The sequence below is a fragment of the Sutcliffiella deserti genome, assembly GCF_020037475.1.
In the GTDB taxonomy this organism is placed as follows: domain Bacteria; phylum Bacillota; class Bacilli; order Bacillales; family Bacillaceae_I; genus Sutcliffiella_A; species Sutcliffiella_A deserti.
This window is the reverse complement of record NZ_JAIQDB010000006.1, coordinates 95,876-110,026: the sequence shown is the minus strand read 5'-3', so window position 1 is coordinate 110,026 and position 14,151 is coordinate 95,876. Positions and strand designations below refer to the sequence as shown.

At 38.4% G+C, this 14,151-nt stretch carries 15 protein-coding genes; 7 read left to right on the top strand and 8 right to left on the bottom strand.

Translation table 11 applies throughout. The features are described from left to right. Positions 1-327 precede the first annotated feature (327 nt). On the top strand, positions 328-996 hold the full coding sequence (locus tag K9B36_RS12145) for an HAD family hydrolase (protein ID WP_223702379.1): 669 nt from the start codon (positions 328-330) through the stop codon (positions 994-996). 155 nt (positions 997-1,151) lie between these two features. Here the strand turns inward: K9B36_RS12145 and K9B36_RS12140 are convergent, their stop codons facing one another. The 4 genes from K9B36_RS12140 to K9B36_RS12125 all read right to left on the bottom strand — a co-directional run bounded on the left by K9B36_RS12140 (position 1,152) and on the right by K9B36_RS12125 (position 4,906). Further along, positions 1,152-2,168, bottom strand: a complete 1,017-nt coding sequence (locus K9B36_RS12140; RefSeq protein ID WP_223702378.1) for an STAS domain-containing protein — start codon at positions 2,166-2,168, stop codon at positions 1,152-1,154. 156 nt (positions 2,169-2,324) lie between these two features. Beyond that, complete coding sequence (locus K9B36_RS12135) at positions 2,325-2,993, bottom strand: CoA transferase subunit B (RefSeq protein ID WP_223702377.1); 669 nt, start codon at positions 2,991-2,993, stop codon at positions 2,325-2,327. 16 nt (positions 2,994-3,009) lie between these two features. After that, a complete protein-coding gene (locus tag K9B36_RS12130; RefSeq protein ID WP_223702376.1) occupies positions 3,010-3,699 on the bottom strand; it encodes a CoA transferase subunit A in 690 nt (229 codons plus the stop codon). A gap of 22 nt (positions 3,700-3,721) precedes the next feature. After that, entirely contained in the window at positions 3,722-4,906 is a 1,185-nt protein-coding gene (locus K9B36_RS12125) for an acetyl-CoA C-acetyltransferase (RefSeq protein ID WP_223702473.1), read from the bottom strand. A gap of 142 nt (positions 4,907-5,048) precedes the next feature. On the opposite strand from K9B36_RS12125, the gene K9B36_RS12120 reads away from it, so the two are divergent. From K9B36_RS12120 to K9B36_RS12110, 4 genes are all read left to right on the top strand, one after another. Further along, positions 5,049-5,963, top strand: a complete 915-nt coding sequence (locus K9B36_RS12120) for a hydroxymethylglutaryl-CoA lyase (RefSeq protein WP_223702375.1) — start codon at positions 5,049-5,051, stop codon at positions 5,961-5,963. A 103-nt stretch (positions 5,964-6,066) separates the two neighbouring features. After that, a complete protein-coding gene (locus tag K9B36_RS16890) occupies positions 6,067-6,201 on the top strand; it encodes a hypothetical protein (protein WP_263399344.1) in 135 nt (44 codons plus the stop codon). 655 nt (positions 6,202-6,856) lie between these two features. Beyond that, on the top strand, positions 6,857-7,501 hold the full coding sequence (locus K9B36_RS12115) for an MgtC/SapB family protein (RefSeq protein WP_223702374.1): 645 nt from the start codon (positions 6,857-6,859) through the stop codon (positions 7,499-7,501). A gap of 201 nt (positions 7,502-7,702) precedes the next feature. Then, positions 7,703-7,858: a hypothetical protein gene (locus K9B36_RS12110; protein WP_223702373.1), complete on the top strand. Its 156-nt coding sequence runs from the start codon at positions 7,703-7,705 to the stop codon at positions 7,856-7,858. Between the two features lie 173 nt (positions 7,859-8,031). On the opposite strand, the gene K9B36_RS12105 is transcribed toward K9B36_RS12110, so the two are convergent. Together K9B36_RS12105 and K9B36_RS12100 are read right to left on the bottom strand one after the other, a co-directional pair. Further along, positions 8,032-9,183 (bottom strand): PstS family phosphate ABC transporter substrate-binding protein, encoded by a 1,152-nt coding sequence (locus K9B36_RS12105; protein ID WP_223702372.1) that lies wholly within the window; start codon positions 9,181-9,183, stop codon positions 8,032-8,034. Positions 9,184-9,387: 204 nt separating this feature from the next. Further along, positions 9,388-10,101, bottom strand: coding sequence for a hypothetical protein (locus tag K9B36_RS12100; RefSeq protein ID WP_223702370.1), 714 nt, complete (start codon positions 10,099-10,101; stop codon positions 9,388-9,390). A gap of 446 nt (positions 10,102-10,547) precedes the next feature. Here K9B36_RS12100 and K9B36_RS12095 point away from each other — a divergent pair, with 446 nt between their 5' ends. After that, positions 10,548-11,468, top strand: a complete 921-nt coding sequence (locus K9B36_RS12095) for an alpha/beta hydrolase (protein ID WP_399201832.1) — start codon at positions 10,548-10,550, stop codon at positions 11,466-11,468. Between the two features lie 134 nt (positions 11,469-11,602). On the opposite strand, the gene K9B36_RS12090 is transcribed toward K9B36_RS12095, so the two are convergent. Both K9B36_RS12090 and K9B36_RS12085 read right to left on the bottom strand, forming a co-directional pair. Then, positions 11,603-12,085: a DUF3267 domain-containing protein gene (locus K9B36_RS12090; RefSeq protein ID WP_223702368.1), complete on the bottom strand. Its 483-nt coding sequence runs from the start codon at positions 12,083-12,085 to the stop codon at positions 11,603-11,605. 40 nt (positions 12,086-12,125) lie between these two features. Beyond that, on the bottom strand, positions 12,126-12,575 hold the full coding sequence (locus tag K9B36_RS12085; protein ID WP_223702366.1) for a hypothetical protein: 450 nt from the start codon (positions 12,573-12,575) through the stop codon (positions 12,126-12,128). A gap of 545 nt (positions 12,576-13,120) precedes the next feature. Between K9B36_RS12085 and K9B36_RS12080 the strand changes: the two genes are divergently transcribed. Continuing rightward, positions 13,121-14,131 (top strand): DUF3231 family protein, encoded by a 1,011-nt coding sequence (locus K9B36_RS12080; protein ID WP_223702365.1) that lies wholly within the window; start codon positions 13,121-13,123, stop codon positions 14,129-14,131. Positions 14,132-14,151 lie beyond the last annotated feature (20 nt).

Below are 14,151 nucleotides of genomic sequence, written 5' to 3'. Positions count from 1 at the left end.
CTGCATGTTTCCTATATAGAATAATTAGTAATAGTTCGAAAGCTAATAGCTAATTAATAGCAAACGTATTATTGGATGTTTTTAATGGAGGAAGCCAATCTCGTTTTGGTAAACAACGTAAAAAATCACGAAACGGCAATAACATAGCTGTTTCATGATTTTTCTAATGGCCGTATATCCTTTTCTTGCTAACCGATATACGACCCAGCAGGCAGCCTTGTAGAAAACTACTACAAAGCAGACTCTAAAAAAGAAATGATTCTTTCTATTTATTTACAAACCGTACCAACATCCTTATACTTACTAAATAAAGGAAGGTGTTGTGTTTTGGCAATTGTCACGGTAGATTTTGATGGAACATTGTATCAAGGAAACTCTTTTAAAGCCATGTTTCAGATCGGAAAAGAGAGGTTTACTACAAAACAATGGGCCACTGTTGCAGCAGGCCTAGTAAAAGCGTCAGCTGGTGGTTTACTTAAAGGAAAAAATAAGTTTAGACATGATTTTTTCAGAGCCTTTGCGAAAACATTTAAAGGGAAAACCACAGAAGAGTTGGACCTCTTTTTTCAGGAACTTGTCAATTTTGGAAAAGCAGAAGTTCATCAAAACCTCGTTCTTAAGATCCGAGAACACCAAGATAAGGGTGATACAGTGATTGTATTGTCAGGTGCGCTTCAACCATTTTTAAAGGCTTTTATAAAAGACCTCCAATTAGACGTCCACGTGTTAAGCACTGAATTATTATTTAATCGAGAAGGCCTTTGCACAGGTGAAATTGGACAAATTGTCAATGGTGATATAAAAGTAAAAAAATTGCAAGAATGGATGCTTCAACAGCACATATCAGTAAATTCAACCAAAGAGATTTGGGCATATGCGGACAGCGCAAGCGATATTCCTTTACTGCACTATGTTTCCAACCCTATTCTTGTTAACCCAAAAGAAGACATGGTAAAAATTGCAGAACAAAATCAGTGGTCTATTTTCGCGTCATAGTATAAAAATTGCAGCGTTAAAAAGGTTTAATAGATTCGGCAGGGGCCTTCTATTAAACCTTTTTTAGGTTGCAATATTATTTTATGTAGACTTCAGCCCCCTGCTTTGGCTGATATTTTACATTATTAAGCGTGATTTTAACTAAAGACCTTATCCTACACGATTCTCCGCCCACTTTTCCCAAGCGCATAGTATATTCCATGTTGAAGAGTTTGCATACATTCATATTTTTTTAGGTTGGATAAGGATTGCGTAATTACAAGTGCAAGTTTTGCTGAAATACCTACTAATATCATTTCTGTTCCAAGCAGTTTAGCAGCCAACCCTAATCTATCAATTACTTCTGCTGTATATTCTGATATATTGTCGTTAAGCCCGGTTACATCCAGCAAAAGATAGTTTGCTTGATGTTTGGGCAGTTGATTTAGCGTATTGGTCATTAAAACCTCTGCCCGTTCTTCATCATATTTACCAATTAAAGGGACCACCAGGATACCTTCTAAAACAGGGATCAGCGGGGAAGAAAGTTCCTTTATGAGTTCTTGCAGCATCTTTGTTTTCTCATCCACCATATATTCCAATTGCAGAATTTGTTTGGCTTCTTCTCTTCTCGATAACTCGTGTATATTTTGTTCAATATCAACTTCTTTTGGAAAATATTCAACTATACTAAATGTATTCTCTTCATTTTGGTGTTGAATCATTTTATACCAATAGTTTTGTCCAAACAGACCCGTTAACACACCTGCATAATGAGCAGGCACAAAGATCCCTTCAGTACACTTCTTCCCTAATCTATTCATTTTATATTCCCAATCATCTTTAATTAGTAAGGTAAAACTGTTATTTTCTACATTGATGTCTTTTATTTCAACTTTCCCCCACCCAGCTGCTGCGTAGGTGTTTGACAACCACTCCACCACATTGGAAATATCTATGTTCTTCATCTCTCTAAATCCATTACCAACAATTAATCCCTGGCGAAAACCAGTAATTTCAAGAACGAGATTAGTAGCTTCTTCGCCTGAAACCTCTTTGATTGTATCAAAAAATGTCTTCATAGCTGAAACCCAAAAGAAGACAACATCTCCCCCTTCAAAGAGAACTTCTCCTGATTCTAGATCCCAATTTAATTCTATTCCACCAACAGTAATATCTTTTTTCATCTCCATACTATTTTCCTCCAATTTCATAAGAATCAAGGGGACATTATTGCAGTTCAACATAATTTTACTCTATTAAAAGTCCATTGTTAACTCTCTTAATCTATAAATATTATGAAAAAAGACCGATTACATTTAATGTAACCAGTCTGCCTTGGAATAAGATTAAAAAGCGCCTAACTTTACAAACTCATCCACAATTAAAGTAGGCTCTGTACTATTTTGGATATCCTCTACCGAATATCCATCTGCAACCTCAACAAGCTTTAATCCTTGCTCGGTTACATCCATTACAGCCCGGTCTGTAATAATGCGGTCTACCACACCCTTACCTGTTAAAGGTAGTGTACATTCCTTCAATATCTTCGCTTCTCCTGCTTTATTCACATGGTCCATTATTACGATAATACGTTCGGCACCATGAACAAGGTCCATCGCACCGCCCATTCCTTTGATCATTTTGCCAGGGATCATCCAGTTGGCCAGGTCACCACTTTCACTTACTTCCATTCCGCCAAGTATGGCAATGTTTACGTGCCCGCCGCGGATCATTGCGAAGGATTCGGCGCTGTCAAAATAGGCGGCACCTGGGATGGCGGTTACGGTCTCTTTTCCAGCATTAATCAAGTCTGCGTCAACATTTTCTTTTGTTGGATATGGTCCGATACCTAATAGCCCGTTTTCTGATTGCAAAACAACCTGTTTATTGTCGGAAAGGTAATTAGCTACAAGTGTTGGCATTCCAATTCCAAGGTTAACATAAAAGCCGTTTTCGATTTCTCTTTCTGCTCGTTTGGCTATTCTTTCTCGAGTATTAAACTTTTCGTTTGCCATGGTTTACCCCTCCTCCCTAGTCTCTAGTAGTAATGCGTTCGATTTTCTTTTCCTGTTTGCCGACGATCAGGCGTTGGACATAGATGCTTGGTGTTTGAATCTGATTTGGATCAAGATCCCCAATTTCCACTAGCTCTTCTACTTCCGCGATTGTGACAGTTCCAGCTGCAGCAATCATCGGATTAAAGTTACGAGCTGTCTTGTTATAGATTAGGTTCCCCATTTTATCAGCCTTATCTGCTCTCACTAGACTGAAGTCCGCTTGATAGGCTTCTTCTAAAAGATATTCTTTTCCATTAAACACACGCACTTCCTTGCCTTCAGCAATAGGTGTTCCTACTCCAGCTGGTGTGTAAAATGCCGGAATCCCCGCTCCGCCTGCACGGATTTTTTCTGCCAGTGTCCCTTGTGGCGTTAGTTCTACTTCCAACTCGCCGGATAGCACTTGGCGTTCAAATTCCTTGTTTTCTCCAACATAGGAGCCAATCATTTTCCTAATTTGTTTATTTTTCAATAGCAACCCTAAGCCCCACTCATCAACTCCGCAGTTATTGGAGATGACAGTCAGGTCTTTGACTCCTGTTTCAACAAGTGCTAGGATCAGGTTTTCTGGGATTCCACATAGTCCGAACCCACCTACCATGATTGTGGCACCATCCTGAATATCTTTTACAGCTTCTGTAAAGGACGTGTAAATTGGTTTCATTGTTGCACCTCTCTCTAGGAAATTAGATATTCTCTACAATTGTTGCTACACCTTGTCCTCCACCAATACAAAGGGTGGCAAGACCTTTTTTCACGTCACGTCTTTTCATTTCGTGAATGAGGGTGACGAGGATGCGTGTACCGCTTGCCCCTATTGGGTGACCAAGAGCAATTGCACCGCCGTTAACGTTTAGCTTTTCTGGGTCAAACTGAAGTTCTTTTCCGACTGCAAGAGATTGAGCGGCGAACGCTTCATTGGCCTCCACAAGGTCTATCTCTTCCAAGATCTGGCTTCCTTTTTCTAATGCTTTTTTCACGGCAGTGACAGGACCGATTCCCATGATGCTAGGATCCACTCCACTGCTTGCATTGGCAACAATTTTCACTAATGGTTTAATTCCCAGCTCGTCTGCCTTTTCTTTGCTCATTACAATTACAACTGCTGCTCCATCATTGATTCCAGATGCGTTTCCAGCTGTAACAGAGCCATCTTTTTTAAATGCCGCACGCAAGGCACCAAGCTTTTCAACTGTTGTTCCCTTTTTAGGATATTCGTCTGTATCGATTGTCAGAATTTCTTTTCGCTTTTTTACTTCCACAGGAACAATTTCGTCCTTGAATTTACCTTCTTCCATCGCTTTCGCTGCTTTTTGCTGACTGTTTGCCGCAAAGATATCCTGTTCTTCTCGTGATAGCTCATATTTTGTGCAGAGGTTTTCAGCGGTTACTCCCATATGATAATCATTGAAGGAGCACCACAACCCGTCTGTTACCATACTATCTGTCACTTTTTGATCACCCATACGATATCCGTCGCGTGCGCCCTTTAATAGGTAAGGTGCCTGTGACATATTTTCCATTCCACCCGCAACCACAATATCAGCATCTCCTGCGATAATGGCTTGTGTTGCAAGATGAACGGCTTTTAATCCGGAGCCACATACTTTATTTATTGTCATTGAGGAAACTTCGTTAGGAAGTCCTGCTCCGATTGCAGCTTGTCTTGCGGGGTTCTGGCCAAGTCCTGCCTGCAGCACATTCCCCATAATTACTTCATCTACACTATCTGGTGCAAGCCCGACTTTTGCGAGCGCCTCTTTTATCACTACTGCTCCTAGTTGCGGAGCAGAAACATCCTTAAATACCCCACCAAAGCTTCCAATCGCTGTTCTGACAGCGCTTACAATCACTACTTCTTTGTTAGTCATCATTCCATCTCCTCTCGCTACATTTATTCTTGGTTCTTGTCGAAAATCCTTCTTTTTTTATAAAATTTCTATAATTCTTGCTTTTTGGTCTCTTTTCTTACTAAAATTAAACTAACATGTTACAAAAATAGGGGGAAATCAATTGAACTTACCTACACAAGCAACCATTATCGAGGTTGGTCCACGGGATGGATTGCAAAATTTAGCAACCTTTGTTCCAACCCTCACGAAAATTGATTTTATTAAGCAACTGAAAAAAGCCGGTATCAAGGAGGTTGAACTCACCTCCTTTGTTTCCCCAAAATGGGTTCCACAGATGGCCGACGCACCTATAATTATCGAAGAATGCCTGGATGAGGAAACTCGCAATTTCGTCCTTGTACCAAATAGAAAAGGTATCGATCGTCTGCTAGGTACGGCTTGTAAAAACGCCGCTGTTTTTGTCGGAGTCAGCGATTCCTTCAATAAGAAAAATATTAACAAGACAACCGAAGAAAGTCTGCAGGAACTTGAGCCAATAATACGAGATCTTAAAGAAAAAAACTTCTTCGTCCGCGCATGTATTTCCACCTCCTTCTACTGCCCATATGAAGGAAAAGTAGAAGTTGCGGATGTACTGGTATTATGTCAAAGATTTGCAAGCTTCGGGGTGGACGAACTGAGTGTCGCTGATACTATCGGAATGGCCAATCCAAAGGAATCATTAGAATTATTTTCTGCACTAAAGAAAGCGTTGCCAAACATCATGATCACCGCACATTTTCATAATACGAGAGGAATGGCACTCGCTAATATCTTCGCCGCATTACAGGCAGGAATTGACCGCTTCGACACATCAGCCGGTGGCCTTGGGGGATGCCCCTTTGCACCAGGAGCTTCCGGCAATGTAGCTACAGAGGATGTCGTTTATATGCTTGAACAAATGGGAATTTCAACAGGCATCAACCTCAACCGCATTACGAAAGCTCTGGAAAATTTACTACCCCACCTTGATAAGCCATATGAAAGCCAGTACTATAAATGGGTCAAGGGGACAGGTCCATTGTCCCAGGTTTAACTGTGCGAAAAGCCAATGTTTTTCCCTTTTCGCAAACATGCATAAATCCCCCGCATCTGACTAACATTAACAAATGAAAATAAGAAAAGGGGGATCACCTACCATGTCAAAGCACAATAAGCATGATGGTCCTAGTCAAAAAGGGAAACCAATTGCAAACAATATTAAGGAAATTGAATCAGCGGAAGAAGTAGCACGAGCGATCCAGCCAAGAAAGCGTCAAAATTCGGAGCAATAAGCTCGGTTTTCAACCAGCTAACCTTTAACATTATATAAACGCTTGGATTTTCTTTAGTCCAAGCGTTTTTATAATGTTTTCATTCAATAGTTTAGTTTAGGTTGCTCGTTCAAACATTGCCGATATTTAAAAAGGTTTTTTAAAATTTTCAATGTATTATGAAGGTTTGGAGGAACTGACTTTAGTATTGGATTTGCTCCTTCAGGTTTGGGCTCGCTTAGTAACTTATCTATAAAGAGGTTTTTGTTTAACCATGAATGGAACAAACAAACCAAACAGCTTGACTTGCTAACAATATTGCTCCTCCAATTTTCTGTTCTCTTAAAGGTGGAAATGGTCTGAGTGTCTCCATCAGATTGGAGGTAAAGGGGTCAAGCGTCATCCCTTGTAATAGATATTGCAACGGCAGACATTAATAGATCAACATTCTGATAGATAGAATAACGCACACTATCTGAAAATAGAAACATCAGCGCTAATGGCATGAAAAGCATCATGTGGGACAATGGGGACAGGTCCATCGTCTTATTTTTATGTTTTATCTACCTTTTAACAGGCTACATAAAATAAAAGGGGATATACATAAAAAAGGGAGGGAATCAGGATTTTAGACTTTTTTAATGAAGACACGATAATTACCTTACAAAGAATATGTATGGTAGTTCTTCTTAGTGGGATTGTTGGTTTTGAAAGAGAGACAAAAAATCGGCCGGCAGGATTACGTACTCATATTCTAGTTGGTTTAGGTTCTTGTTTGCTTATGCTTCTTTCCTTATATGGTTTTGAAGATTATATTTCGCGCAATAACGATGGAATTATTAAAATGGACCCTGCTAGGATACCATCTTATGTTATCAGTGGGATTGGATTTTTAGGTGCTGGAACGATCATGGTTCATGGAGGAGTTTCAGTTAGAGGCTTAACTACAGCTGCTTCCGTATGGATGACTGCAGCATTAGGTCTTGTTATTGGTGCAGGTATGTTTTTTGAAGGCATTCTAACCACAGCGATTGTATTATTCACATTACATGGGATTAATGTACTAGAAAGTAAGGATGAATCCATCGTTTTGACCGTAGTAACAGAAAAACAGGATGGAATTCTTTCTGAAATGAAATCCATCTTAAGAGAACATGATATAGAAATTGTAAAAATCGATATGGAAGAATATAAACCTGCCAATAATATCAAGCGAGTAAAATACAACTTCCTCGTAAACCTTAAAAAAACCGACCAAAATCCTGAGGTTATCGAAAAAATCCAAAACCTCCCCTATGTTCATAAAACATCAATGGTCTGAGAGTGGGAACCTGGAGCGGACACAGTACCAATAGGATGGGTAATCCAAAGGAGACTTGTCACTCCACCACTTTGTCACCTGCCTATAACAAATCCTAATCAAATAATTACCTTCATCACATAAGTCATTTAAATATTCCCTTTAAACTTGAGCATATTAATAACGAATCCATCTTACAATCGAAAGAGAGCTGAGTAGGGAATGTCAAAAGACGGAATGCAAAAGAGAAACCAGTCAAGAGAACAAATCGAGAAACAGGATAATAAAAATGACGTAGAGTTTGGCTCGGATTACCAAGTGGGAAATTCAAAGTCACAAAGCAGCAAAAAAAGCGGTAGACAAGTTAATAAAAAATAGCCTCGTAAATAAGGTTATTTTTTTCTAGGCTGTTTTCGCTTACTTAGTATTTTAAGTAGGATGCTAGAACCTGCACCCCCCACCTATGTGGGAGCGAAAACGGCCTTAAATAAGAATAAAATCAAAGATATTGTTTTTACATCCCGCAAGTCTCTAGTAAGAGAAAACAACCTTTATTCATAGTATGGTACATAACCTGATTTTTCTACTAAAGATTGCCCCTCTTCGGACTTTATCCATTCTAGAAAATGGTCAAGATTAGGATTCTTGGTACTTGATAGATGAACTGCATAAAAGGGACTCACAAAAGGATAGCTATCCTGCTGAATAGATTCAATAGAGGGAGACATACCATTGATCTTTAAGTGTTTAATTTTGTTGTTTTGCACCATCGATTCTGAGAAAAAGCGGAAGGAGAATCCGATTGCATTTTTCCTATTTTCATAGTCAAGAGTTTCTTCAATAATCCCTCCCATGCCGGTTACACGTTGGTCTTTGGGTGCATCCATTAAACGCTTGGTCCCCATCACTTTTCTAAGCATTTGTTGGCTTCCACTATCTTCAGGCCGTTGAAATGCTAGAATTGGTTCATCTTTTCCGCCTAGTTCTTTCCAATTTGATATTTCACCAGCATAAATCTGCTGTATTTGTTCTAAGGATACATCGCTAACTTGATTATCTTTATGGACAAAAAAGACAAAAGCCTCTTTTCCTATTGGGTTTAATACTAATTCCACTCCTTTGGATTCTGCCTGGTTCTGTATTGAACTAGGTGGCTCTGGTACAAAAATAACATCTGCACTTTCTTTCAATAAATTCGCCCAGGCCCCAGATGTTTGAGTTGATTGCACTTCACTATTCGCGAAGTGATATGTACTTTCTGGATATGCTGCATTTGCAAAGGCCGAATACACTGGATACAAAGCAGTTGAACCGTCAAGCTTTAGTAAAGGCTCATCTAATTGTAAAGAAGAAGGTTTAGCTAATTTAGCTACTAAAGAATCCTCCGAAAAAGGTTCATAAACAGAAAGATCAACATCCTGAGTGCTCATCACTTGCAAGGATTGAAGATGCCAAACTTTCACACGCTCAACAACTACAAACAAAATAAAACAGCTTAATAAACTAATAAAAGCTATCTTGATACTTTTTTTCGAAAACAGTCCCCAAACAAATAAATTGGCAAAGATTAAAAGTGTAAACACAAAACCAGCTGACACTAGACCATATAGTTCCTTTCCTGACCACAGTAACGTAATGACTGTTAAATAAAACCCCAAAAACAAAATAATACCCGACAAAATAATAGAACCAAGAACCCTCATGAATTCTCCCCCTTTTTTCCCTTAATTACCACAATGTTCTATATAGTGTAATTTTACACTAAAAAGCACAAAAGGTAAATATATTTATACACAAAAAAACGACTGCTTCTATTTATCAGTCGCCTATCCCTATAAAGTACTAGATTGTATAGAAGTTCGGTAAATCTTATATGCCCTTCTTTTTCATAAAATGCCGCTTCCAAGCTATTTATCCTTTTTGCTATTCCGTTTCAAATACCAAATAAGAAACCCAAAAGGTACAACCCCAACAATAAGAAAATACCATTTCACTTGGTCAGAATCTTGTAATTGTCCTTCCGGCGAGTAATGTGGGGTATCTTTTAAATAGGAACGTAAGTAATTGATTTCCTCTAAAAATTCTGGGTCCACATCGTTTAAGTGAACAACCTCTGGATCTATGTTCTCTTCCCAATCGATTACATTCAAAGGAACGATTGCACTTGGATTAATAGGATGATAATATCCATCTCTTTTTTCCAAAAAAAAGAGGATGTCCTCCACTTTTGTTAACAGTTCCTTTTCTATACCCTCAATCCATTCATCTAAGCGATATTCATTTGAACGCATCTTAAAGGTAGTGTTATCATCGTCTGCTTTCGTACCAGGTCCTGGTGTGGATATCAAAATGAATTCTCCTTGATGTTCTCCTTTTAAGTAAGAAGTAACCTCTATTTCCCATTCTGTAAACCCTAAATCATAATCCCCTATGTCCGTATCTACCACTTTTTCTATTCTTTCTTGAACTGCTCCATTATTTTTACCAATAATAATTAAATCTGCTCTTTCAACCATTTCTTCAAATGTTAATGGTTCATATAAGGCACTGTAAGTTTTAGGCGTAGCAAGAAAGAGTAAACAAAATATTATTATAAGTACATTTTTATGTATAGTGGGCATACCATTGCTCCCCTGCTCGTATATTTTTTGAAACACTTTTCACTATCTTAATTTCTTTAATTCACTCGGAATCCTCACTTTCTGTAACGATTGTAACAATTAACGCAACCATTAACTTCGAAAATAGCCTTCTCAAAAATACACTTTACTTGTACCCTAATAATTTAAAATTACCACTTTTCTGACATTTGAGCAATAACATATATCACTTTCTCTTAGTCTTTTAGTGGGGAAGCAACACATTATAGAAAGCATTTTGGATAAAAAAACTTTTCTTCATTTCCCTCCCAATATTCTAAATGGTAAAATTAAGATATAAACTTCTTTGGATGTTAATGATTGCATTAATTTAACTATTGAGTGAAGCAATGAATGTAAATGATAGGACTAAAGAGCAACAGTGTGCGATAAATAATAAGATATCTAACCTTTTGGAGGTTTTCACGGTGAAACAACTAAAGAATTTACTTATTATACTTGGGCTTATTCTTACCTATGTTCTTTTTGTAGGAATTTACTTTACAAATAAGGTCATGTACATTCGCAAGAAAACAAATGAGGAGATATTAGATCGAGAAATGAAGCTTGGCCACTATAAAGAAGAGGCCTATCGGAAGCTTGCAAAGAAGGAGCTTACGATACCTTCGCCTCTTGGCTATAATATCTATGGCGAACTATTTGATCTACCAGATTCGAACCGCTATATGATTTTCAGCCATGGTGTAACACAGAACACGCTGAACTCAATTAAGTATATGAATATTTTCATGAGAAAAGGCTGGAATGTGGTGCTGTATGACCATCGTCGTCACGGTAAATCAGGGGGCACGACAACAAGCTATGGCTTTTATGAAAAGCATGATTTAAAAGCAGTAGTCGATTGGGTCCGGGATCAGGCGGCAGACGACGAAGCTATTATAGGTGTCCACGGGGAATCGATGGGTGCCGCTACCTTGCTTATGTATGCAGGAGGACTCGAGGACGGGGCGGACTTTTATATCGCCGATTGTCCGTTTTCTGATTTAGAGGAGCAGTTGGCATACCGATTAAAGGCAGACTTTAAAATACCAAAACAGCTCGTCATGCCAATAGCCAGTACTTTTTTACGACTTCGTGATAAATACTCGATTCGTGATGTTTCGCCCATTAATGTTATAGAAAACATCGACAATCCTGTCCTTTTCATTCACAGCGAGCCAGATGACTTTATCCCAATCATGATGACTCAACAGCTTTTTGAGAAAAAGAAAGGCAAAAAACAACTCTACGTTGCCAAAAACGGCAGTCACGCCATGAGCTACTCCGATAATCGCGAAGAATACGAAAAAGCCATCGACGAATTCTTAGAAGAAATCGGCTATAGTTAACTTTGGTCTAGAAAGGGACAAGGGGACAGGTACAGTGACCCAGTTGCAAGTACCGTTCCCTTTTTTCAAGTTTTGGGACGATAAACCAAGCAGCCGATTTTGTTTGAGTGGTCTTTAACGTACACATTACTGGGCTATTCCCTTAAGGTCCAGAGTATCAGCAGGTCACCGAGAGCCCCTGCTGTCATAAAGATGCCTATAATCATCCAATATCCGCTACCAAATAAATAAGCATAAAGGGAAGGAAAAACCCCCAATATTAAGGGTAAAACAAGTGCTATACGGTAATGATTTATCTTCAAAGCAACTTTACAATGAGCATAAGGCATAAGGTGTTTCCATAATAGTCCTAATTTAACCTCCCCTATCTTCGCTCTCCCAATTACGATATAGCCGAACACATGAAGCAATTCATGTAGTAGGATAAAAAGCATGTACCCTCCAATGATCTTTAGTACAAAAGCAAGACTGCTTTCTCCTATGCCCCATATTACCCAATAAGGAATTACCATGACAACAAGTACAAGGGTTGCCCAACGATTCATCAATTTATTTACTATGCTTGCTTCCAATGTTTCATCTAATTCCTCGTAGCTTTCTAACGATTCCTGAACCATAACTACTCCTTTTCTCATCTTATTTCAAACAGTAACCACTCTAGGTTTGTCTAACCTTACCTATACTTGTTATAACAATATAACCTGCGACAACCCCGTTTATCGTTTCAAAAGTATCACTTGCACCTTCTCCAAAATATCCTCCTAAAACATAGTTCGTGAAAGGCAGTATAGCAGGAAAAATTCCTGAAATATAAAATACCGGAAGTACCGCCAAATAGATAAACGGTAATCCGATTATAGCCAACTTCATCCAATTCACCTTCCAAGCCCCTTCACTGGAGAAATTTCTATAAATAAAAGGTAGCCCAATATATATTCCGATCACAACCGAAAACACAGATTTGAATAAAAAATAAGGTAATATTTCATAATTGTTTTGACCATACGTCAACAGAAATGCTTGAAACCTTAATCCAATGAAAATTAACAGCAGGAATAAGAACACATAACTTATATAACATACTGCTCGCTTCTGATTATTTGTCATAACATCCCTTCTTTCTCTAAGCTCTTTAATGGTTTGGGCAATTTACCCAGAAACACCAAAATAGATCCAGTCTAATTGAAAAATCACGTCTTTATAATAGATATACGATTCAAATTGGGTAAAGTTTCATTAATATTACATTAATTTCCATGCGCTTTATTCTGGTAGTAAGAAGAGAAAAACCAGAAGCACCATGCGGCTTTGCTCACATGAAAAATGGGTCAAGGGACCAGTCCCCATGACCCAATGTATAAATTTAAGCCTTCACCTAATAATAATCTTAGTGTTTCATTTGACACTAACTTTTATTGTGGAGGGATTTACTTTGAATATTCTCTTTAGCTTTTTGTCACAATTAATTCGATTAAGTATTAGAGCGGTCTACTTAATAAGGATTAGAACCTTTTGGCTAAAATATTTGGTTAGAATGCCATCTTTCAGAATAGTTCAAGGTAATGCTTAAGTCTCTTTACGATAACAAGAAGGTGAGCATAGTAATATGCTTACCTCTTTCAATACATACCTACATGATTGGAGGAACAACCGTGGAAGAAATCAGTCACGAAGTTAAACTTACTACAGGAGAAATCGCTAACCTTTGGACTCAATATATGAACGATACGATGTCCATTTGCATAATAAAGTATTCCCTTGCTAAGGTAACGGATAAAGATATAAAAAGGGTTCTGGAATTTGCTCTACAAATCGCCGAGAGCCATATTGAAAAAATAAAGAATATTTTCCAACAAGAAAAACACCCTATTCCTATGGGATTCACTAAAGAGGATGTTAACCTGGATGCGCCGCCCTTATTTACAGACACCTTCCTCATTGTCTACATGCATGTTATGGCATTGCATGGAATGACAGGCTACGCCGGAGCCGTCGGCACTTCCGTACGAGAAGACATCATCGACTATTATATCGAGTGTAATAAAGAATCCATGGAATTGTATAAGCAAATAGTACAGGTTATGCTTCATAAAGGGATCTATAGCAAGCCCCCTCGCATTAGTCCGGCTAGTCAAATTGATATGGTTAATGAACAATACTATCTAACCGGCTGGTTTGGCAAAAAGAGGCCTCTTAACGCAATGGAAATCAGCGGGATATCCTATAATATGCAAAAAACAGTAGTAAAAATTGTCTTGGAACTTGGGTTTAGTCAAGTTTGTCAATCCAAAGAATTACAAAAATATTTACTTAGAGGAAAAAAACTTTGTAAGCACCAGTTTAAAATTCTCAGTACCATTTTATCGGAAAATGATTTGTCCTCCCCTACTTCATGGTCATCAGAAGTAACCGATTCCACTGTTTCACCTTTTTCGGACAAACTAATACTTTTCCATATTGTCACATTAATTTCTGCTGCTGTCGGATTCTTGGCTGCTGGTCTAGCGATTTCTCAGAGAAGAGACATTGCAATAGAATATGCTCGTTTGATGGCAGAAATAGGATTATATGCTGAAGATGGTGCACAATTGATGATAAGCAAGGGATGGATGGAACAACCACCTTTAGCAGATGATCGAATGAATTTGTCGGCAAATAAATAGGTGGAATACCAACCGGCTAT